This window comes from Sphingomonas corticis (genome assembly GCF_012035195.1).
Classification (GTDB): domain Bacteria; phylum Pseudomonadota; class Alphaproteobacteria; order Sphingomonadales; family Sphingomonadaceae; genus Sphingomonas; species Sphingomonas corticis.
The window spans coordinates 488526-508200 of record NZ_JAAVJH010000001.1 but is presented as its reverse complement, the minus strand read 5'-3'; the positions used below and the strand labels follow the sequence as shown (position 1 = coordinate 508200).

General features: G+C 69.3%; 17 protein-coding genes. 5 read left to right on the top strand and 12 right to left on the bottom strand.

The features are described 5' to 3' along the window. Positions 1–74: 74 nt before the first annotated feature. Positions 75–791, bottom strand: a complete 717-nt coding sequence (locus HBH26_RS02605) for a hypothetical protein (RefSeq protein WP_168132997.1) — start codon at positions 789–791, stop codon at positions 75–77. A gap of 140 nt (positions 792–931) precedes the next feature. Next, entirely contained in the window at positions 932–1717 is a 786-nt protein-coding gene (locus HBH26_RS02600; protein ID WP_168132996.1) for a BrxR family transcriptional regulator, read from the bottom strand. 74 nt (positions 1718–1791) lie between these two features. Between HBH26_RS02600 and HBH26_RS21130 the strand changes: the two genes are divergently transcribed. The 4 genes from HBH26_RS21130 to HBH26_RS02580 all read left to right on the top strand — a co-directional run bounded on the left by HBH26_RS21130 (position 1792) and on the right by HBH26_RS02580 (position 8176). Then, a complete protein-coding gene (locus HBH26_RS21130; protein WP_168132995.1) occupies positions 1792–2937 on the top strand; it encodes an exonuclease SbcCD subunit D C-terminal domain-containing protein in 1146 nt (381 codons plus the stop codon). Then, the gene (locus tag HBH26_RS02590; RefSeq protein WP_168132994.1) at positions 2934–6011 is read left to right on the top strand and encodes an AAA family ATPase; all 3078 of its coding nucleotides are present in this window, start codon (positions 2934–2936) and stop codon (positions 6009–6011) included. The genes HBH26_RS21130 and HBH26_RS02590 overlap by 4 nt, the downstream gene beginning before the upstream one ends. A 75-nt stretch (positions 6012–6086) precedes the next feature. Next, positions 6087–6644 carry an SLATT domain-containing protein gene (locus HBH26_RS02585; protein ID WP_168132993.1) on the top strand — a complete coding sequence of 186 codons (558 nt, stop codon included), beginning with the start codon at positions 6087–6089 and terminating at the stop codon, positions 6642–6644. Further along, on the top strand, positions 6641–8176 hold the full coding sequence (locus HBH26_RS02580) for a nucleotidyltransferase (RefSeq protein WP_168132992.1): 1536 nt from the start codon (positions 6641–6643) through the stop codon (positions 8174–8176). The genes HBH26_RS02585 and HBH26_RS02580 overlap by 4 nt, the downstream gene beginning before the upstream one ends. Positions 8177–8270: 94 nt before the next feature. On the opposite strand, the gene HBH26_RS02575 is transcribed toward HBH26_RS02580, so the two are convergent. From HBH26_RS02575 to HBH26_RS02540, 8 genes are all read right to left on the bottom strand, one after another. Next, positions 8271–9851 carry a reverse transcriptase domain-containing protein gene (locus tag HBH26_RS02575; RefSeq protein ID WP_093065243.1) on the bottom strand — a complete coding sequence of 527 codons (1581 nt, stop codon included), beginning with the start codon at positions 9849–9851 and terminating at the stop codon, positions 8271–8273. Between the two features lie 348 nt (positions 9852–10199). Then, positions 10200–10754 (bottom strand): dCTP deaminase, encoded by a 555-nt coding sequence (dcd, locus tag HBH26_RS02570; protein WP_168132991.1) that lies wholly within the window; start codon positions 10752–10754, stop codon positions 10200–10202. Between the two features lie 43 nt (positions 10755–10797). Continuing rightward, the gene (locus HBH26_RS02565; protein ID WP_168132990.1) at positions 10798–11616 is read right to left on the bottom strand and encodes a hypothetical protein; all 819 of its coding nucleotides are present in this window, start codon (positions 11614–11616) and stop codon (positions 10798–10800) included. Positions 11617–11704: 88 nt separating this feature from the next. Next, positions 11705–13009, bottom strand: a complete 1305-nt coding sequence (locus HBH26_RS02560; RefSeq protein WP_168133078.1) for a sensor histidine kinase — start codon at positions 13007–13009, stop codon at positions 11705–11707. Positions 13010–13041: 32 nt separating this feature from the next. Then, positions 13042–13761 carry a response regulator gene (locus tag HBH26_RS02555; RefSeq protein ID WP_168133077.1) on the bottom strand — a complete coding sequence of 240 codons (720 nt, stop codon included), beginning with the start codon at positions 13759–13761 and terminating at the stop codon, positions 13042–13044. Between the two features lie 45 nt (positions 13762–13806). Next, a complete protein-coding gene (locus HBH26_RS02550) occupies positions 13807–14262 on the bottom strand; it encodes an EF-hand domain-containing protein (protein WP_168133076.1) in 456 nt (151 codons plus the stop codon). Between the two features lie 110 nt (positions 14263–14372). Further along, complete coding sequence (locus HBH26_RS02545; RefSeq protein ID WP_168132989.1) at positions 14373–15155, bottom strand: acyl-CoA thioesterase; 783 nt, start codon at positions 15153–15155, stop codon at positions 14373–14375. Positions 15156–15260: 105 nt separating this feature from the next. Continuing rightward, the gene (locus HBH26_RS02540) at positions 15261–16784 is read right to left on the bottom strand and encodes a class I adenylate-forming enzyme family protein (RefSeq protein ID WP_168132988.1); all 1524 of its coding nucleotides are present in this window, start codon (positions 16782–16784) and stop codon (positions 15261–15263) included. A 68-nt stretch (positions 16785–16852) separates the two neighbouring features. On the opposite strand from HBH26_RS02540, the gene HBH26_RS02535 reads away from it, so the two are divergent. After that, on the top strand, positions 16853–17638 hold the full coding sequence (locus HBH26_RS02535; RefSeq protein ID WP_168132987.1) for an SDR family NAD(P)-dependent oxidoreductase: 786 nt from the start codon (positions 16853–16855) through the stop codon (positions 17636–17638). Positions 17639–17717: 79 nt separating this feature from the next. On the opposite strand, the gene HBH26_RS02530 is transcribed toward HBH26_RS02535, so the two are convergent. Together HBH26_RS02530 and HBH26_RS02525 are read right to left on the bottom strand one after the other, a co-directional pair. After that, positions 17718–18407, bottom strand: coding sequence for a glutathione binding-like protein (locus HBH26_RS02530; RefSeq protein ID WP_168132986.1), 690 nt, complete (start codon positions 18405–18407; stop codon positions 17718–17720). Beyond that, the gene (locus tag HBH26_RS02525) at positions 18404–19624 is read right to left on the bottom strand and encodes a TCR/Tet family MFS transporter (RefSeq protein ID WP_168132985.1); all 1221 of its coding nucleotides are present in this window, start codon (positions 19622–19624) and stop codon (positions 18404–18406) included. The genes HBH26_RS02530 and HBH26_RS02525 overlap by 4 nt, the downstream gene beginning before the upstream one ends. Positions 19625–19675: the final 51 nt, after the last annotated feature.

Sequence of the window (19675 nt, the reverse complement as noted above, 5' to 3'; positions counted from 1 at the left end):
GGCGACCTGGACCGACGGTTCGACGTCCGCGATGACGAACGTTCCGGAGGGAGCGGATCTCGGGCGGGTCGAGGTCACAGGTCGCCCCTCCAGAAGAGGAGCGGGCGGCGGCCGCCGGCACCTAGGCCACGCTTCTTCACGACCTGTTCGGTGGTCAGCATCTCGTAGAGGAGTTCGCGGCGCACCGGTTCAGCGCCGGACTCCGCGACCTTGGCCTCGATCTCGTCGTGGCGATGGCTCTGCCACTTGAACCAGTCCCAGAAGCGGTCGCGTTCCCATTCGGCGCCGAACTGCAGCTTCAGGAACGGGGTGGAGAGCACGCCGCGTCGCATCTCGACCACGGGCTTCTTCTTGTCGCCCATGAAGTAGACGCCGATGGTGCGGTCGCGCTTCGCCTTGGCCTCCGCCTTCGCCGCCTTCTCGGCGGCCTTGACGCGCGCCGCCTCCCTGGCCCTGACGGCGTTCGCGACGTGCTGGTCGACGACCGCGTCGACGTTGCCGGGGCTGAGGACGAGCGCCGCCTCCGCGAGGAAGACGAGGTCGTCACCGCCGATCATCAGCCCCTCGAACGCGTCCGTCGCCGCGACCTCGTCCGAGGTCGATCGCGACCACACCGGACCACCGGCGACGACGACGTCACCGCAGCGCAACTCGCGAAGGATCGACACGCGATGCGTCCCGCCGTCCGCGACCAGCTCGGCGCGGACGACCGTGATCGGGACCGCGTCGGGCGGACAGGTCGTCCACGGACCGGACGGGGCGGCTCTGCTCTGCGGATCGTTGCGGGCCATGGCTATGCTCCTTCTCGCGGGAGCGACGACATGGTGCCGGAAGGGTGCTCGGCGCCAATCATTCGGCGGAGCAAAGTGCTTCGATCGCGGAGCAACGTTTCGGACTGAAGAAGTCCCCGGTGAGGATTCGCCGATCGTCGTCAGTCGTCCGGCGCGCGCTCCAGCCTGGAGCCGGGAAGGTCGAGCCCCCAGCGACGGTCGAGATAGAAGGCGAGGGCGGCGCGCGTCTCCAAGACCAGAGCGTCCTGGCCAGCGAACCCGTACTCGTCACGCGCCGCCTGCCGCTGCTCCGGCGAGAGACCGGACCTCGGGCGCAGGGCGACCCGGACCATGGTTTCCCACTCGACGTCCGTCGGCAGCGGCTCGGGAAGCGGCTCGGTCGCGAAGCTGCTCGCCTCCGACACCCGCACCGGCAGATAGTCGCGCCATTCCCCGTGGCGGTAGCTCCACGCGCGGAAGTGGAGGCGCTCCCCATCGTAGGCGATCCGGGCGGGCGCGATCCACTGCGAGGTGGTCCGGCCCGAGCTCATCGACACGTAGTCGATCTCGATCCTCACGCCTCGGTCCATCGCCTGGTAGAGGTGGCGCATGATCGCCGCCGGGCACTGTCGCTCCGGCATCGGCAGCTCGTCGAACCGCTCGGCCGCACCGTCGGCGATCACCTCGAGCATCGGCGGCAGTTCGCCCGGGTCCTCGAGGCCGAGATGCCGATCCGATGCGACGTAGGTCTTCCGCACCGTGTCGTAGAGCGGCAGCGGCTCCCGGCAGCGCGCGAGATACTCGCGGAAGTCGACCGCGGCCTGGGCGGGCGAGATGCCGAACTTGCGGGTCAGGGCGCTGCGGTTCGCTTGCCCGCGCCATCGGAAGCATTGGTCCAGATACGCGAGACGCGATCTGACCGTCCGACGGAGATCCTGTGCTTCCATGCGCGACCGCTACTTGACGGAACCATCGGTGTCCATATAGCTTCTGCACGTATAGCCACTATACGGAGACACAGGTGAGGATCCTCCATACCGGCGACTGGCATCTCGGGCGGCAGTTCCATGCGGTGTCGCTGCACGAGGATCACGACGTGGTGCTCGCGCAGGTCGAGGAGGCGATCGCGGCGTATGCCCCCGACGTCCTGATCATCGCGGGTGACATTTTCGATCGGGCGACGCCTCCGCAGACCGCGCTCAGGCGGTTCAACGACTTCGTGCGGCGGGTCGGGGCGACGAGCGGCACGGCGATCGTGCTGATCGCCGGCAACCACGATTCGGCGGCGCAGATCGGGATGATGGGCGTGCTCGCCGACCCGGACCGCTCGCTGGTGCGCGGCCCGCTCGATCCCGAAGAGAAACCGCTCCTGCTCTCCGACGAGCACGGCCCGGTGGCGATCTCGGCCCTGCCGTTCTCCTTCGAGTTCGCCGCCCGCGCCTGCTACGGCAACGACGACATCTCGTGCCCTGCCGATGTGCTGCGCGAGCAGGTCGCGAGCGCCAGGCGTCATCTTCCGGACGGCGCACGCTGGGTGGTCGTCGCGCACGCGTTCGTCGAGGGTGCGTCCACCAGCGAGGGCGAGCGGCCGCTCACCCGCGCCGTCGGCGGCATCGAAACCGTGCCCTCGTCGGTCTTCGAAGGCGCCCACTACGTCGCGCTCGGACACCTCCACCGCCCCCAGGCTGTGGGCGCCGAGCACGTCCGCTATGCGGGCGCGCCGCTCGCGTTCGGCTTCGACGAGGAGGGTCACGACAAGTCGATGACCCTCGTCGACCTAGCCGCGGACGGCTCGGTGACGACCACGCCGATCCCTTTCGTGCCGCGGCGGCGCATCCGCACGCTTCGGGGCAGGCTGGCCGAACTGCTCGCCGCGCCGGAAGGATCGGACGACCTGATCGGCATCGTGCTGACGGACGAGACGCCGCAGATCGATCCGATGAAGCGCATCCGCAGGCTGTACCCGAACGCGGTCCAGCTCGCCTACGAGCGCAACGCCACGGCCGGCGAGCAGCGGTTGCGGGAGGGCAGGGTCGCCCTCCAACGGCCGCAGGAGGTGATCGTCAACTTCGTGGGCTTCGTGCGCGAGCAGGAGATCAGCGAGGCCGAACGTGCGCTCGTCGAGACGGCGCTCGGCGACATGGTCGTGGCGGGAGAGGACGCATGAGGCCCGTCGTGCTCACCATGACGGCGTTCGGTCCCTACGCCGGCACCGAGGTTGTCGACTTCCGCGAGGCGACCGACGCCGGGCTCTTCGGCATCTACGGCGCGACGGGCTCGGGCAAGTCGTCGATCTTCAACGCCATGACGTTCGCGCTGTTCGGCGTCGGTGCCAAGCCGGAGCAGTCGATCGCCACCATGCGGTCCGGTCACGCGGACGCCGACCGGCTGACGGAGGTGTCGCTGCTCTTCGAGCTCGGCGACAAGCGCTACTTCGTGCGTCGTCAGCCGGATCAGTCGCGACCGAAGATGCGGGGCGAAGGCGAGACGGCCAGCGCCCACAAGGCCTGGCTGTTCGATGCGACCGCGATCGCCGTCGACGATGTGACCGCGGACAACTGCGGCGTCGTGCTCGCCGAGACGAAGGTCGGTGAGGTGCTGAAGCTGGTAAAGGAACTGCTCGGCTACGGCGTCGAGCAGTTCCGGCAGATCGTGCTGCTGCCGCAGGGACGATTCGAGCGGTTCCTGATCGCCGACAGCAACCAGCGGGTCGAGATCCTGCGCGAGCTGTTCGACGTCAGCATCTACCGCCGGATCGCCGTCCGGATGAAGGAGGACGCCGCGGCGGCGAAGCGGGACTTCGACGACGGTCACCGCCTCGTCGCTCAGCGCCTCGCTGACGCCGGCTTCGCCAGCACGGACGACCTCGCCGCCGGCATCACCGCGGCTGCGGAGACGGCGCAGGCCCGTCACGACGAAGCGACGGCCGCCGAAGGTGTCGCCCGGACGGCCGAGCAGGCGCATCTTACGGCCGAGGCGGTGGAGGGCCGCTTCAAGGCCACTGAGGCCGCGGATCGCCACAAACTTGAACTCGAACTGCAGCGAGAAGAGATCGAAGGCGTCCAGGTCATCCTGACGCGTGCCGAGAAGGCCCAGCGTGCCGTCGATCTCGCAGCGCGGCTGACCGACCTCGAGTCGGCGCGCGTGAAGGCCATTAAGGCGGAGGAGGACGCCCGGACAACCGCGGGGGATGCCGAGAAGCGGCACGCCATCTCCGAGGAGGCCGTCACGCTGGCACGCAGCCGAGCCGAGCAGATCGATGTCCTCTCCGCCAGCGCTGCGGAGGTCGAGCGGCGCAAGGGCCTGCTCGAGGGAGCTGCGGACCTGAAGGAGAGGTGGTCGGCCAGGCAGGACGGACTGGATGAGGCCCAGAAGGCGTTCGACCTGGTGGAAGGGGAACGCGTCCGGCTCGATGCGCTCCACATCCGGCTCGGCAAGGAAGTCGAGAGTGCGCGCAGCGCCACGCTCAAACAGGCCGAACTGAACGCGCAGCTCGTCACCGCCACCGCCGACCATGGTGCGGCGAAGGCCTACGGCGTCGCGGATCGAAGGGTCGTGGCCGCCCGGAACGGTGTCGAGGAAGCGAAGAAGACGCGGGCCGCCGCCGCCGGCGAGGTCGAGCCGCTCCGCGCGGCGGCGATGGCGGCCGAACGGGCCTTCATCGACGCGCAGGCGCAGGTGCTGGCGGGCATGCATCTGATCGATGGCGAGCCGTGTCCCGTATGCGGGAGTGCGGAGCATCCGTCTCCCGCACACGGCGAAGGCGATCCGCGTGCGCTCGAAACGGAGATGCGTGCGACCCGCGAGCGCCTCGATGTCGCCGTGCGGACGGCCGACCTCGCCGAAGCCGCGGTCAGGACCGCCGAGGTGACGTTGGAGGAGCGCGTCGCGGAACTCGCCGCGCTGACGAAGCCGAAGTCGTCTGCCGCTGACGCGGCCAGCGTAGTCGCGCGCGTTCAGGGCGAACTCGATGCTCTCGGCGAGATCGCCGCACCCGCCGAACTCGAGCAGCAGGCCGCACGGACGAAGGATTTGCTGACGACCGCCGCCGCGGAGGCGGAGAAGGCGCGGGACGTGTTGCAGAAGGCCCGCACCGAAGAGGCCGTCGCCGCTCGGTCGTACGAGGATGCGATCGCCAGTGTGCCGGAAGCGCTCAGGGCCGAGGGCGCGCTGGAGCGGGAGGCCGCGAACATCGCTTCATCGATCAAGACGCTGCGCGACGCGCTGACCGAAGCGGAGGAGCGGCTGCGCAAGGCCGCGACGGACAGGGACACGACCGCCGCCAAGGTGCTCGGTGCGACGGATGCCGTCGCGCATGCCGAAATCGAGATGGAGAAGGGGCGGTCGGCCTTCGAAGCTCGCCTTGCAGAAGTCGGGCTGGACGTGGCCGCCTATGAACTCGGGTGTGTGGACATCCCGCAGATTGCCGCACATGCGGAGCGCATCCGGACCTATCGGAACGACGTCGCGATCGCGGAGGCGCAGGCGACGGCCGCCAACGATGCGATCAAGGACGTCGAGCGACCTGATCTCGCCGCTCTCGTGGTGGCGCGGAACGGCGCACAGGCCGAGTGCCTGAGGACCCGCAGGGCGGCTGCCGATGCCGATGCCGCGAAGAAGGTGCTCGACGACCTGCTGTCGTCCCTGCGCGATCAGCTGGAGCGTTTGGCCAGGCTCGAGGAAGAAACGGGCCCGCTCCGCGGGCTTGCCGACGCCTTCGCCGGCGACAACCTGATGAGGACGCCGCTCGAGACGTTCGCGATCGGCGCCATGTTCGACCATGTTCTCGATGCGGCGAACCTGCGGCTCGATCCGATGACCGGCGGTCGCTACCGGTTTGAGCGGGACCTGCAGGCGATCGGTGGCCGGATCAAGCGCGGCCTCGACATCCGCGTGCACGACATCCAGACCGGGCGGCCTCGCGAGATCAGCACGCTGTCCGGCGGCGAGACGTTCATCGCGGCGTTGTCGCTCGCGCTCGGCCTCTCCGACATCGTCGAGATGAGCCACGGGCGCATCCGGCTGGACACGATCTTCATCGACGAGGGCTTCGGCAGCCTGGACACCGAGAACGACAGCGGGACGCTCGATCTCGTCCTGCAGGTGCTGCAGGAAATCGTCGGCAGGAACCGCGCGGTGGGCCTGATCTCGCACGTGCCGCTGGTCCAGCAGGCGGTGCCGAACGGCTTCTCCATCGTGAAGGGCATGGGCGGCAGCCGTGTCGAACGAAGAGCGGCCTGACCGATGACGACCGAACACGATCAACCAGCTGGCCATCGGGATCAGGCGGACTCGGACGGAGGAGAACGGGACAGGATGACCGGCTTCACGCAACTGGAGGATCAGATCCGCGAGTGCTTCGGCCGGGTCGTCTACACGCACAAGACCCACGAGAAGATGGGCGATCGTTGCGGACGGACGCTCCGACGGTTCAAGCTCGCCCAGATCGTCCTGACCGCCGTCACGGCGTCCGGCGCCTTCTCCGTCATCTTCCTAGACGAGGTCGCGCTGAAGATCGCCACGGCCGTAGCATCGATCGCGAGCCTGATCATCTCGGGATACATGAAGGGCTTCGATCCGGGCGGGACTTCGCAGAAGCATCGGGATGCGGCGGCGAGCCTGTGGCCGATCAGGGAGTCGTACCTTTCGCTGCTGACCGACCTGCGCATGCAGCGGATCTCGGACGACGAGGCCGTCAAGCGGCGCGACGATCTCCAGGCGAGGCTCGCCGCCATCTACAAGGGCGCACCCCAGACGACCGCCGCCGCCTACTTGGACGCGCAGGACGCGCTGAAGAACCGGGAGGACCTCACCTTCTCGGATGGCGAGCTGGATCTGCTCCTTCCCTCGTCGCTGCGGAAGGCCGGGGCATGAACCAGCGCAACGTCATCGGCGAAGGCCTGATCGAGGATCTCGCGGAGACCCTGCAGATCCCGCAATCGCGCTACGAGGCCGCCGACCGCAGCTACAGGTCGGTCGCCGACTGGCTGGACCGGCCCGCCTCCGTGTTCGCGGACGTCGATCTCGAGGTCTACACGCAGGGATCGTTCCGCCTGGGAACGGCGATCAGGCCCCTGAGCGGCGACGAGCACTACGACCTGGACGTCGTCTGCGAGTTCGACATCAGCAAGGCGGACCGCACGCAGGCGCAGCTGCACGCGGATCTCGGAAAGGAGCTGAAGCTCTACGCGGCCCGGCACGGCATGGAGGAACCGTCACCGTGGGACAGGTGCTGGACGCTCAACTATGCGGACGAAGCGCAATTCCACATGGACGTCCTCCCGTCTGTGCCGGACGGGCAGCGCCAGCGGCTGATCCGCGAGACGGCGTCGCTGTCGCTCGACTTCGTCGAGGACGCGATCTCGATCACCGACACCCAGCATCACAACTACCGACGGCTGAGCGACGACTGGCCCGCCAGCAATCCGAACGGCTACGCCGCGTGGTTCCTTGCCCGGATGCGGCCCGTCTTCGAAAGCCGGCGCAAAGCGATGGCCATCCAGGCCCGAGCCGACGTGGCTGACATTCCGACGTATCGGGTCCGCACGCCGCTGCAGTCGGCGATCCAGATTCTGAAGCGTCACCGCGACATGAGGTTCGTCGACGAGCCCGAGGGCAGACCGAGCTCGATCGTCATCACCACGTTGGCCGCGCATGCCTACGGGCAGGAGAGCACCATCGCCGGTGCCCTGCTCAGCATCCTCGACCGCATGGATGCCTATGTGGAATGCCGTTCCGGCGAGTGGTGGATAGCGAACCCCTCCGACCCGCGGGAGAACTTCGCCGACGCCTGGAACGACGATCCTTCGAAGCAGGTGGCGTTCGACGATTGGCTGCAGACCGCACGGGCGGATTTCGCCGCCGCGTCGAGGCTCGGTGACGCCACCGAGTTCGTCGACGTCCTCGCGCCCAGGATCGGTCGTGATCTCGTCGAGGCCGCCGTCGCACGTCGTCGCGGCGTCCAGAGGTCGACCGTCACGTTCGCGGCGCGGGCGAACCGTGCCATGCGCCGGGTTCTCGACGCTCCTCACCGACGCCCGCCCACCTGGCCGATCTACCGTGAAGGAAGCGTGGACATCGTCACGGCCACCGCGATGCGCGACGGCTTCAGGCCTCACGTCTTCTCGAGCGGCGAGCCGATCGCCCGTGGCTCCGAGCTGCGCTTCGATGCTCGGACGGAGGTCAAGCGACCGTTCGAGGTCTTCTGGCAGATCGTGAACACGGGCGAGGCCGCGAGGGTGGCGCGGGATCTCCGCGGCGGCTTCGATGCCGGTGACGTCACGCCGGGGGTGCTCTCGAGGTATGAGGGGGCCGAATATCCCGGCACGCACAGCATCGAGTGCCTCATCGTGAAGGACGGACTGCTCGTCGCCAGGAGCGGTTCCTTCCTCGTCACGATCGTCTGAGCCGTCGACCGCGGGATGCAGAGCCGGACCAGGTGAAGAGATGAGGCGAAGGCACGATTTTGAAGGAGTGTCTGGACGGGTGCCTTGCTGTGGCTCAGGCCAGCCAGTCCCTGAGCACCTCGATGGCTACGGACAACTGCCTTCCGTGCTCCGGCCCGCCCTTGTGTATGATGCCGATGACCCCGTCGTCCGGATCCGTGAGCGGGCCACCGGACATGCCCTGGGTTAGCATCTGCTGGACCTCCACCATCTGCACACCGCTCTTGATCGGGAGGGAGGTCACGTTCCCCGTCCTCACGTTCAGCTTGTCGCCCGGTCCGAAGCCCGGATATCCGACCGCGACGGTGGCGTCGCCGGTGACCACCGCCGTCGCGGCTGCCTCCAGTTCGAAGAACTCCGTGGCGGCGATCGCATGATCGAGGACGGCGAGATCTCGGTGCTCGCAGCGGTGCTTCACGTTCGCCGTGAACTTGTTCGACGGTTTCGACGGATGGTAGACCTCCACGGCACCGGAGGGCGACACGCAGTGGCTTGCCGTGACGAGGCCCACGCCTCTGAGGAAGAAGGCGGTGCCCTGGTCACCTCCGTTCTCCCAGTGCTCCACCAGCCAGACCGCGCGATCACGGATCTCGTCCCTGGTCGGCTGGATCGTCAGCGCCCGGTCGGGGAAGGATCTGTTGAAGCGCGACGCCATGCTGCGGAAGACGGGATCGGACTGGCCCTTGACGTATCCTAGCCATGACAGCTTGCCCTGCAGGTGGTTGCCGAGCGCGACCCTTCCGCCGTGCGTGGCATGGAACTTGGCCTGCGCCGCCGCCGCCCCGAGCTTCTCCACGGAGAAGAGGGCGGCACGCAGGTTGCGGACGAAGCGACGATCGACGTTGATCGCCTCGTTCACGCGAAGGCCCGTCACGGTCCTGCGCGAGTGTCGATCTGCGTAGTGGGCCTTCTCGGGATTGATGACGAAGCCGTTCGCAGCGAAGATCGCGGCGACCTCGGCGGACAGAAGGTCCGGAGCGAAGCGGCCGGGTGAAGGGGGAACCGCTTCGAACAGCCCTGCGAGCGGCTGATAGCTCGAGAAGGTGATGTCGTCGGCGTAGCGGGTGTATATGCAACGCGTCCTCTTCGCGAACGCCATCAGCTCCTTGTCCAGCCTGAAGCAAATCATGTTGGACAGGAGCGGGCTGCTCGGCGCGCCCTGTGGCAGACAGCCGTTCACGCAGCAGATGGACGAGAGGATCTCGGCCACGTCTCGGCCGATGCCTAAAGACATCAGCACGCCGGTGACGCGGCGTTCCGAGATGGACGGGAAGAAGTCCTTGAGGTCGATGTTAACAACGTATTTGCTTCCGAGGTGCGCCTCGGCGTTCGTTCTGACCGATCGATCGGCGACGAAGCCGTGAACGGGGTTGCGACGCCGATACACCGGCGTGAGCAGGTCGCAGATCCTGCGCTGGAGCATCTTCAGCCGCCGGTCGGGCGCGGTGATGATGCGCGCCTTCCCGGACTTCTTCTGGATGGAGAAGGTCCGGTACATCCTCGCCCGATAGTAGCGGATCTTCTTCGCTTCGGCCGGGCTGACGGCGAGATGTGCGAGGATCGCTCCCTCGCTCGCGACCTCGACAGGCAGCTTGACGCGGATCGGGGGACCGAAGGCGCGGGCAGGGCGTGGCACGGGGTCCCCTTCCAATCACGCCGGTGCACCCAAGGGCATTCGGCGGGCACGATAGGTGCAGACTTTGACTCTTACGCCGCAGTTTCTACAGCGCGTATGCGAGGGGGAGACCCCGTAGAATGCTTATACCAGAGGGAACGAAGACGGTGAACAGCGATCTGTGCTCCTAACCGGTCGTTGTGGATCGGGGTCAGGTGTGAGGATTGCCGCCTCTGCCTTACCGCCAGTCGAGGGTGCATGAGCGAAGGAGGCTCGACCTTTATGTCCTCGTGCGTCGTGAAAAGCCCCGAAATCAGCCGGATGTCAGTGTAAGGTTGTGCGAATGTCAGTGTAAGGTTGTCCGAACGGTCACAGCCGCGGCAGCGTGACCCCGCGCTGGCCCATGTACTTGCCCGCACGGTCGGCGTAGCTGATCTCGCACGGTTCGTTCCCCTGCAGGAACAGGAACTGGCACGCCCCCTCGTTCGCGTAAATGCGCGCGGGGAGGGGAGTGGTGTTGCTGAACTCCAGCGTCACATGGCCTTCCCAGCCCGGCTCCAGCGGCGTGACATTCACGATGATGCCGCAGCGAGCGTAGGTCGACTTGCCGAGGCAGATGACGAGGACGTCGCGCGGCACGCGGAAATATTCCACCGTCCGCGCCAGCGCGAAGCTGTTGGGCGGGATGACGCAGCAGTCGGTCTTGCGATCGACGAAGCTGTTCGCCGCGAAATCCTTGGGGTCCACGATGGCGCTGTCGACGTTGGTGAAGATCTTGAACTCGTCGGCGACGCGCGCGTCGTAGCCGTAGGAGGACAGGCCGTAGCTGATGCAGCCGTCGCGCCGCTGCGCCTCGACGAAGGGTTCGATCATCCCGTCGCGCAGCGCGCGCTCGCGGATCCAGCGGTCGGACATCACGGACATGGCCGATGCTTTCGCGCGCAAGCCTGCGCGTTGCAAGCCCGGCTCAGGCCGGAACCGCCGCGGCGCCGCGCGGGCGCCGTCCGGCGACCCACCCGGTCCACGACGCCGCCGCGCCGATCGCCGCGGCCGTCCCCAATACCGCCACGTCGGTCTGCTGCGCCAGCCAGCGCATCGCGTCCGCCCAGGCGGCGGTGCGCCCCAGCGTGTCGAAGAACACGGCGAACAGCGCCAGCGCCAGCGCGGTGACGAGGAACGGCTGCCCGTCGCGCGGGCGCCGCGCGTAGAGGATCGCGGCAATGGCGATGGCGGCCAGCGCCCCCAATCGTACCGACCACCCGAACGCCGGGATCGGGTCCGACGCGCCCGCCGTCAGCATCTCGGGCACCGGCACGATGCGGCCGACGATGGGCGGCAGCAGCGGCAGCGGCGTCGCGAGCAGCGAGGCGGCGTGGCGCCGCGGCTGCCGCCGCTCCGCGATGGCGCGCTGGAACAGCCACGCCAGCAGCAGCAGCGACGGTCCGTCCAGCGCTGCCAGCCGCGCCCCGTACACCTGGTAGAGCGGGTGGGTGGGCGTGGCGCGTGCCATGCTGAGCAGCACGGCCGACGCCCCGGCAAGGAACACGGGGAAGTAGAACAGGCTGGCCCGGCCCAGCGCTCGGTGCAGCCCGACCCGGCGCTGGTGGATCGACCAGCTCTGCCCGGCGAGCAGAAGCAGCCATCCCGTCGCCGTGATGCCATGCAGGTGCATTCCCCAACGCGCGTCGTACCATGTCGCGAAATAGCCGGGCCAGAAGGCGAACACGGCGACCGCGATCAGCGCGAGGAGATACCAGTGCGCGCGGCAATAGGGCATGAGCGGCATCCACGGACGCCGCGCCCGCCGGGTGGCATCCCGCACCGGCCACCCCCCGCGGCCGGCGCGCGCAGGATGCGGCGCGCAGACGAGCGAGTCAAACCCGCGGCAGCGTGATCGTCGCCACCAGCCCGCCGCCATCGCGGTTGGCGAGCGTCAGCGTTCCCTTCGCCTCCTCCACGATCGCGCGGGCGAGCGCGAGGCCCAGGCCGATGCCGCCGGTGTCGCGGTTGCGCGACGTCTCCAGCCGGGTGAAGGGGGCGAACACGTCGCCGAGCCTTTCCACCGGGATGCCGGGGCCACGGTCGCACACGCGGATCGCGACCGCCTCGGCCGCCGGTTCCAGCGACACTTCCGCCGTGCCGGCGTATTTGACCGCATTTTCGATCAGGTTGCGCACCGCGCGACGCATCAGCGAGGGGCGCAGCGTCATCGCGACGCGCGGCGGCTCGTCGAAGGTCACGTCCTCGCCCAGGTCGCGGAAATCCTCCACCACCGCGTCGACCAGCGCGCCCAGATCGACCTGCGTCGCCGGCTCGCTGGGTCGGCCGAGCCGCGCGAGCGACAGGATGTCGTCCAGCGTGCGGTTCATCTCCGCGATGGTCTCCGCCATGCGCGTCCGGTCGGCGTCGTCCTCGACCGATTCGATGCGCACGCGCAGCGCGGCCAGCGGGGTGCGCAGGTCGTGGCCGATCGCGCCCAGCATCCGGTCCTTCTCGTCCAGCATCCCCGTCACGCGCAGCGACAGCGCGTTGAACGCGAGGATCACCGCCTGTACGTCCGCCGGCCCGCGCGGCTCGACCGGGTCGGGCGGATCGGCAGGGGAATAGCCGCGCGCCGCGATCGCCAGTGCCTTCAGCGGGCGCGAGATGCGGCGCGCGATCCACAGCACGGGCAGCAGCACGACGGCGTAGAGGATCAGCGTCTGGCCGACCAGCTGCCAGAACAACCGCTCCTCGTCGCGCGGCCAGAAGCCGGCGATGGTCAGCCACGCGCCGGACGGCTGCTGCACCGCGATCAGGATGACGTCGGCGTTGCGGCGGCGGCGCGCCATGCGGCGGCCGACCGCGTCGTCGGGCACGACGTACTCGCCGCGATGCGCGATGGCGATGGCGACGTGGCGCGCGCGCACGCCCTGTTCGGCCAGCTGCCGCCGCAGCTCCGCGGCCAGCGCGGGCTGCGCCTCCATCGACGGGGTGATGGGGTTGGCGGCGGCGCGGCGCACCCGCCCGCGTTCCGCGTCGATCGGCCGGCCCTCGGCCTCGCGATCCAGCGCGTCGGCGATGCGGATCGCGGCGGGCCGGGTGGTCTGGTCTCGCCGGAACTGGTCGCGCTCGCGCAGCGCCAGCGTGAAGTTGATCGCCTGCGCCAGCGCGAGCGCCAGCGCGACCAGCAGCGCCATCTGTCCGGCCAGGCTGCGGGGAAAGGGGCGGATCACAGCCTCGTCACTTCGGCGGACAGGGCGTAGCCGCCGCCCCACACCGTCTTGATGATGTCGGGCGCCTTGGGATCCGCCTCGATCTTGCGGCGCAGGCGGCTGACCTGGTTGTCGATCGCGCGGTCGAACGCGGCGGCCTCGCGCCCCTGCGTCAGGTCGAGCAGCTGGTCGCGGGTCAGCACCTGCCGTGGGCGCTGCACCAGCGCGAGGAGGAGGTTGTACTCGCCGGTCGACAGCGGGACGGACACGCCCTCTCGATCGACCAGCGTGCGCTCGCCCGTCTTCAGCACCCAGCCCGCGAAGGCGTAGGATCCCGCGTCCGGCGCATGCTGGCGCGTGCCGCCCGCGGCGGTGCGGCGCAGCACCACCTTGATCCGCGCGGCGAGCTCGCGCGGGGAGAAGGGCTTCACCACGTAATCGTCCGCGCCCATCTCCAGCCCGACGATGCGGTCGGTCTCCTCCGCGCGCGCGGTCAGCAGGATGACGGGCGTCTCTCCGGTCGCGCGGATGTGGCGGCACAGCGACAGCCCGTCTTCGCCGGGCATCATGATGTCGAGCACGACGAGGTCGATGGCATAGGCCGCCATGCGCATCCGCGCGCTCTCCGCGTCGCCCGCCTGGGTGACGCGGAAGCCCTGCTTGGTCAGATATTGCGCCAGTGGCTCGCGGATCGAGCGCTCGTCGTCGACCAGCAGCAGATGCGGTATGTCGGCCATCGCGTCGGCTTGTGACATGGCGGCGGGTCCGTTTGGAAGGGGGCGTCAGTCGCGCCGCTCGATCATGCGCGACCGCATCAGCAGCCGCGCCGCCTCCCGCTCCTGCGCGTCGATGCGGCCGTCGCGGTTGGTGTCGGTGCGGTCGAACATCGCGGCGGCGCGATCGCGGAACTGCGCCTGCGTGGTCTCCTCGCCTCCCCGCCGGCCGGCGCGGTCGCGATCGGGCCGTGGACCGTCGGGTCGGCCGGCGCGGGCCGGACCCGGGCGGTGCGCGTCGCGGAAGGCGCGACGCTCCTCGCGCGTCACCTTGCCGTCCTTGTCCGCATCCATCTCGGCGAAGCGGCGGTCGGCGTCGGCGAGCGCCTCGGCGCGGGTGACCATGCCGTCGCGATCGGCGTCGGCCGGGTGTGGTGCGCCGGCGGGCGGGGGGGGCGGCGGGGGCGTCTGCGCCAGTGCGCCGCCGGACATCGTCAGAGCGAGGAGGGGAAGAAGGCGCTTCATTTCATTGGGTCCCGATGCGCACGGCGCAGGGTGCGCCGTCGATGATCCCCTCTATCCCGTGCGTGTCGCCGCACTGTGTCCGCGACGCCCCCGCTTTGTCGCGAATTGTATCAGCCGAAGATCGCGACCGACTGCATCTGCTCGGCTACCTTCTCGCCGCGCGCGTTCCACACGCCCATCACCTGCGACGAGCTGCCCGCATGGGCATAGTCCGCGTCGGAGCGCAGCAGCCACCAGCCGTCCTCGGTCGCGGGTTGCGGGCCTAGCACGTTGAAGATCCACGTCAGCGAACTCATCGGCACGTTGCGGCCCAGGATGCGCAGTGCCGCCGGGGGCAGGCAGTCGGCAATGGCGATCAGCTCCACCACAGGGTCGATCCCCTCGCGCTCGTTCAGCCGGGTCCAGCGCAGCCACTCGGCGGGCTTCAGGTTGGGCCCCTCGCGCCGATCGAGGAACTCGAAATTGCGCGTGAAGGCGACATGCGGGTTGCCCTTGAACGTCGTGTCGTCGGGCCCCGGACGGGGGAAATCGGGCGCGGGCGTGTCCTCGTGGTCGATCTCGCTCTCGATCGCGCGCATGAAGACGAAGGTGCAGCGAAGGCCCAGCCCCGCCTCGCTCTCCACGTCCGCCTGGATGAAGGCGGCGTTCTTGCCGCGCCGCAGCTTGTGCGTCACGACCTGGATCGGACCGGCGAGCGGCCCGATGAAGCTGACCTGCGCGGAGCGCAGCGGCGGCAGGTCCGGCTCCGACCGCATGGCGCAGTGGAGCGCGATGGCGGCGGACAGTCCGCCGAACGAGGTGCGGCCCTGCAGCCAGCCGTCGGGAATGACGCCGCGCCACGCCATGCCGTCCGGCTGCGGCGCCAGCGCGTCGAGAATTTCCTTCAGTGTCATGCCTTATCCCCCGTGTTCGTCATGCCGGACCTGTCCCGGCACCCAGGGCCGCGGACGTGCACGCCTGGTACTCTGGCTCCCGGCCAAGGCCGGGGTGACGGCGCCTCAGGCGAATTCCCCCGCCGCCAGCCGGTCGCGCAGCTCGCGCTTCAGCACCTTGCCGATCGCGCTCCTCGGCAGTTCGTCCGCCTGGTAGAGCGCGGAAAGGCGCTGCGTCTTTCCCAGCTTCGCGTTCGTTTCCGCCAGCACGTCGTCCACGCCGGCTTCCGCGCCCTCGCGCGGCACGTAGAAGCCGACCGGCGTCTCGCCCCATTGTTCGCTCGGCACGCCGACGACGGTGCAGTCAGCGACCGCGGGATGCTCCGCCAGCACCGCCTCGATGTCCGAGGGGTAGATGTTGAAGCCCCCGGAAATGATCATGTCCTTCTTGCGGTCCATCAGCACCAGGAAACCGTCCTCGTCGAAGCGGCCGACATCGCCGTGGCGGATGAAGCGCAGGCCGTCCGCGCTGGTCCAGGTGGCGTCGCGCGTCGCCTGCTCGCGCCCGTGATAGCCGTTCATCATCGCCGCGGACCGGCCGACGATTTCCCCGGTGCCGCCGGGCGGCACCTCGTTGCCCTCGTCGTCGATCAGGCGGATGTCGTGGTCGGGCAGCGGGCGGCCGACGGTGTGCAGCTTGTCGCGATGCTCGGTCGCGTTCAGCGCGGTGGAGCCGCCGCCCTCGGTCATGCCGTAATATTCGACCAGCAGCCCCGGCCAGCGCGCCACCACGTCCGCCTTCAGCTCCGCCTTGAACGGGGCGGAGGTGCAGGTCTTGAAGCGAAAGGCGGACAGGTCGAAGCGGTCGAAGTCGTCCAGCGCCATGATCCGCTGGTACTGCACCGGCACCAGCATCGTGTGCGTCGCGCGATAGCGTTCGGCGAGCTCGAGATAGCGGCGCGCGTCGAACTTCTTCATCAGCACCACGCTGCCGCCCCAACCCAGCGTCGGCAGGAAGCTGACCAGCGTGGTGTTCGAGTAGAGCGGGGTCGACAGCAGCGTGACCGCGGTGTCGAAGCCTGCCGCGGCGTTGCGCGACAGGTGCTGCCAGCGCATCGCATGGCTCTGCACGATCCCCTTGGGCACGCCCGTCGTGCCGGAGGAATAGATGATGTTGAAGCCGTCCTCGGGCGCGATCTCCACCGGCTGTGGTTTCGCACCGGCGGGGGCGAGCCACGCGTCCAGCTCCTCCAGCATCACCACCCTCGCGGCGATGTCCTGTCCCACCAGTGCGTCGGCGTTGGCGGCGTCGAGGAAGACGATGTCGGCCCCGCTGTCGGCGATCATCCCCGCGATCTGCGCGGGCGTCGCCGAGGGCTGGATCGGCGCGGCGACCGATCCCGCGCGCAGGGTGCCGAGGAAGACGAGCGCCTGCGCGACGCACGGATAGGCGACGGAGGCGACCGCCTGCCGCTGCGCCGTACCGTCGCGCTGGAGCGCGGCGGCGATGCGGTCCATCGCGCGGTCCAGTTCCTCGTAGCTGACCTGCGCGTCGCCGTCGGCGATGGCGAGCTTCGCCGGCTGCGCGCTGGCGGTGGCGCGGATCAGCTCGGGCAGGGTGCCGAACGCGGCGTCGAGCGGGGTCGTCATACCGCCACGGCTAGGCGAAGCTGCCGGCGAATGCCATACGCAATGTTCGAAAAGGACGGGAGAGGGCGATGCGTGACGCAGTGGCGATCGTGACGGGAGGCGGCACCGGCATCGGCGCGGCGGTGGTTCGCCGGCTGGCGGCGCGCGGCGTGCGCTGCGTCGTCAATTATGCGTCCAGCCGCGACGCGGCGGAAGCGCTGGTCGCGGAGGTGGGCGAGGGCGCCGTCGCGGTGCAGGCCGACATCGTCGAGGACGCGCAGTGCCACGCGCTGGTGGAGGCGGCGCAGGCGGCGTTCGGCCGGGTGGACTTCCTCGTCAACAACGCCGGCCGCACGAAGTTCGCCGCGCACGAGGATCTCGACGCGCTGGAGGCGGAGGATTTCGTCGACATCTACCGGCTGAACACGATCGCTCCCTTCCAGATGATCCGCGCCGCGGCGCCCGCGATGCGCGCCGGCGGGATCGGTGCGGTCGTGAACGTCGCCAGCGTGGCCGGGGTGTTCGGCATCGGATCGTCGGTCGCCTATGCCGCGTCCAAAGGCGCGCTGGTGACGATGACGAAGAGCCTGGCGCGGGTGCTGGCGCCCGCGATCCGCGTGAACGCGGTGGCGCCCGGCTACGTCGGCACCGGCTGGTTCGAGAACCGGCTGGGCGAGGAGGGCTTTGCGAAGCTGAACGCCCGCATCGCCGCCGCCACGCCGATGGCGCTGGCGGCGGGGCCGGACGACGTCGCCGCGCCGGTCGAGATGCTGCTCGACCCCGCCACGCGCGCGATCACGGGCGAGGTGATGCTGGTGGACGCGGGCGCGCACCTGGACGTGGGGCTCAGCCGCCGTCCGGGGCGGGAGGGGTAGCAGGACCCCCGTTCGTGCTGAGCGAAGTCGAAGCACAAGCGCCTAGCCCTCGCCTTCGCTCAGGCCGAACGAAGGGGGGCTACCGCGCCGTCTGACCGAACAGCACCTTCTTCTGCTCCTCGCTCATCTCGACCGGTTGCGCCTGCACCTCGCGTCCCTTGGCATAGGCGCGCTCCGTCGCGGGCCGCGCCTTTACCGCGGCGTGCCAGCGCGCCAGGTTCGGGAATTGCGCCATGTCCTGCCCCTGCGCTTCGGGCAGGATCCACGGGAAGCAGGCCATGTCCGCCACCGTATAGTCGTCGCCGACGATGAATGCGCGCCCCTCCAGCCGCCGGTCGAGCACGCCGTACAGCCGGTTCGTCTCCTTTACGTAGCGGTCGATGGCGTAGGGGATCTTCTCCGGCGCATAGCGGGTGAAATGATGGTTCTGCCCCAGCATCGGGCCCAGGCCGCCCATTTGCCACATCAGCCATTCCAGCACCTGGACGTGCCCGCGCGGGTCCGCGCCGCCGAACCGGCCGGTCTTGTGCGCGAGATAGAGGAGGATCGCGCCGCTCTCGAACACGGTGATCGGCTCGCCCCCATCGGTCGGCGCACGGTCGATGATCGCGGGCATGCGGTTGTTGGGCGAGAAGCGCAGGAACTCGGGCGCGAACTGCTCCCCCTTGCCGATGTTGACGGGATGGATCGTGTAGTCGAGCCCGGCTTCCTCCAGGAAGAGCGTGATCTTGTGCCCGTTGGGCGTCGGCCAGTAATAAAGCTCGATCATAGGCTGTCTCCTTGCGATGCGCGAAGGGTGGGGACGAGGAAGGCCACGATCAACGCCGCCGCCGCGATCAGCACGCCCGCCAGCAGGAAGGCGAGCCCGTCGAAGCCGCGGCCCGCCCCCCACGCGAGGCTCTGCGCGGCGAGCAGCGGGCCGACGATCGCGGCGACCGAGTTCATGCTGCCCAGCCCGCCCTGCAATGCCCCCTGCCGCGTCGCGTCGACCAGCCGGCTGAGCATCCCGTTCATCGCCGGCCAGGCGAGCGCACCGAACGCGCCGACGAGGAAGAAGGCGTAGACCTGCCACCCCTGCGTCGTGAAGGCATAGGCGACCAGCGTCGCCGCACCCGCCACCAGCCCGATCACCGCCGCGGCGCGCTCGCCCAGCCGCCGGACGGCGCGGCCGGTGACGAACACCTGCACCAGCAATTGCAGGAAGCCGACCCAGGCGAGGCTCCAGCCGATCTGCCCCGCGTCCCAGCCGAAGCGAAGCGTCGCCCAAAAGCTCCACACCGTGGGATAGACCACGCCGCCCAATTGCCACAGGAACCAGGCGACCAGCAGCGGCGCGGCGTTGCCCGCGGCGAACAGCGGACGGAACGCGCCGACGACGTGCGCGTCGGCCAGCCGGAACGGGCGGCGGTTCTCCGGCTTCAGCGTTTCCGGAAGGAAGAGCAGCATGGTCAGCGCGTTGAGCGCGGCCAGCGCGGCGGCGACGACGAACGGCGCGCGCACGCCCCAGCCGGCGACCAGCCCGCCGAGCGCCGGGCCGACGATGAAGCCGATGCCGAACGCGGCGCCCAGCAGGCCGAACGCCTGCGCGCGTCTTTCCGGCGTGCTGACATCGGCGATCACCGCGCCGGCGGGGCCGAAGGTGGCGCCGCACACCCCCGCGATCGCGCGCCCGACGAACAGCCACATCAGGCTCGGCGCGGCGGCCATCAGCAGGTAATCGAGCGCGAAGCCGACCATGGCGGCGATCAGCACCGGGCGCCGTCCGTACCGGTCGCCCAGGTTCCCGAGCACCGGCCCGGCGACGAACTGGCCGATCGCGAACACCGCCAGCATCCATCCCGCGATCCGCGTCGCCTCCGGCAGGTCGACCCGCCCCAGCTCGGTGACGAGCGCGGGAAGCACCGGCATGACGATGCCGAAGCCGATCACGTCGACGGTGACGGCGGCCAGCACGATGGGAACGGCGCGGTGATCGAAGCGGATCATCGACGCGGGGGTGTAGCCGAGTGCGCCGACGCTGTCTTCCCGCTTTACCTG

What these genes read in the sequence shown, in the direction of transcription:
- HBH26_RS02605 (WP_168132997.1), bottom strand. Translation starts at nt 791, where the DNA reads ATGGCCCGCAACGATCCGCAGAGCAGAGCCGCCCCGTCCGGTCCGTGG.
- HBH26_RS02600 (WP_168132996.1), bottom strand. Translation starts at nt 1,717, where the DNA reads ATGGAAGCACAGGATCTCCGTCGGACGGTCAGATCGCGTCTCGCGTAT.
- HBH26_RS02590 (WP_168132994.1), top strand. Translation starts at nt 2,934, where the DNA reads ATGAGGCCCGTCGTGCTCACCATGACGGCGTTCGGTCCCTACGCCGGC.
- HBH26_RS02585 (WP_168132993.1), top strand. Translation starts at nt 6,087, where the DNA reads ATGACCGGCTTCACGCAACTGGAGGATCAGATCCGCGAGTGCTTCGGC.
- HBH26_RS02580 (WP_168132992.1), top strand. Translation starts at nt 6,641, where the DNA reads ATGAACCAGCGCAACGTCATCGGCGAAGGCCTGATCGAGGATCTCGCG.
- dcd (WP_168132991.1), bottom strand. Translation starts at nt 10,754, where the DNA reads ATGTCCGTGATGTCCGACCGCTGGATCCGCGAGCGCGCGCTGCGCGAC.
- HBH26_RS02565 (WP_168132990.1), bottom strand. Translation starts at nt 11,616, where the DNA reads ATGCCGCTCATGCCCTATTGCCGCGCGCACTGGTATCTCCTCGCGCTG.
- HBH26_RS02560 (WP_168133078.1), bottom strand. Translation starts at nt 13,009, where the DNA reads ATGGCGCTGCTGGTCGCGCTGGCGCTCGCGCTGGCGCAGGCGATCAAC.
- HBH26_RS02555 (WP_168133077.1), bottom strand. Translation starts at nt 13,761, where the DNA reads ATGGCCGACATACCGCATCTGCTGCTGGTCGACGACGAGCGCTCGATC.
- HBH26_RS02550 (WP_168133076.1), bottom strand. Translation starts at nt 14,262, where the DNA reads ATGAAGCGCCTTCTTCCCCTCCTCGCTCTGACGATGTCCGGCGGCGCA.
- HBH26_RS02545 (WP_168132989.1), bottom strand. Translation starts at nt 15,155, where the DNA reads ATGACACTGAAGGAAATTCTCGACGCGCTGGCGCCGCAGCCGGACGGC.
- HBH26_RS02540 (WP_168132988.1), bottom strand. Translation starts at nt 16,784, where the DNA reads ATGACGACCCCGCTCGACGCCGCGTTCGGCACCCTGCCCGAGCTGATC.
- HBH26_RS02535 (WP_168132987.1), top strand. Translation starts at nt 16,853, where the DNA reads ATGCGTGACGCAGTGGCGATCGTGACGGGAGGCGGCACCGGCATCGGC.
- HBH26_RS02530 (WP_168132986.1), bottom strand. Translation starts at nt 18,407, where the DNA reads ATGATCGAGCTTTATTACTGGCCGACGCCCAACGGGCACAAGATCACG.
- HBH26_RS02525 (WP_168132985.1), bottom strand. Translation starts at nt 19,624, where the DNA reads ATGATCCGCTTCGATCACCGCGCCGTTCCCATCGTGCTGGCCGCCGTC.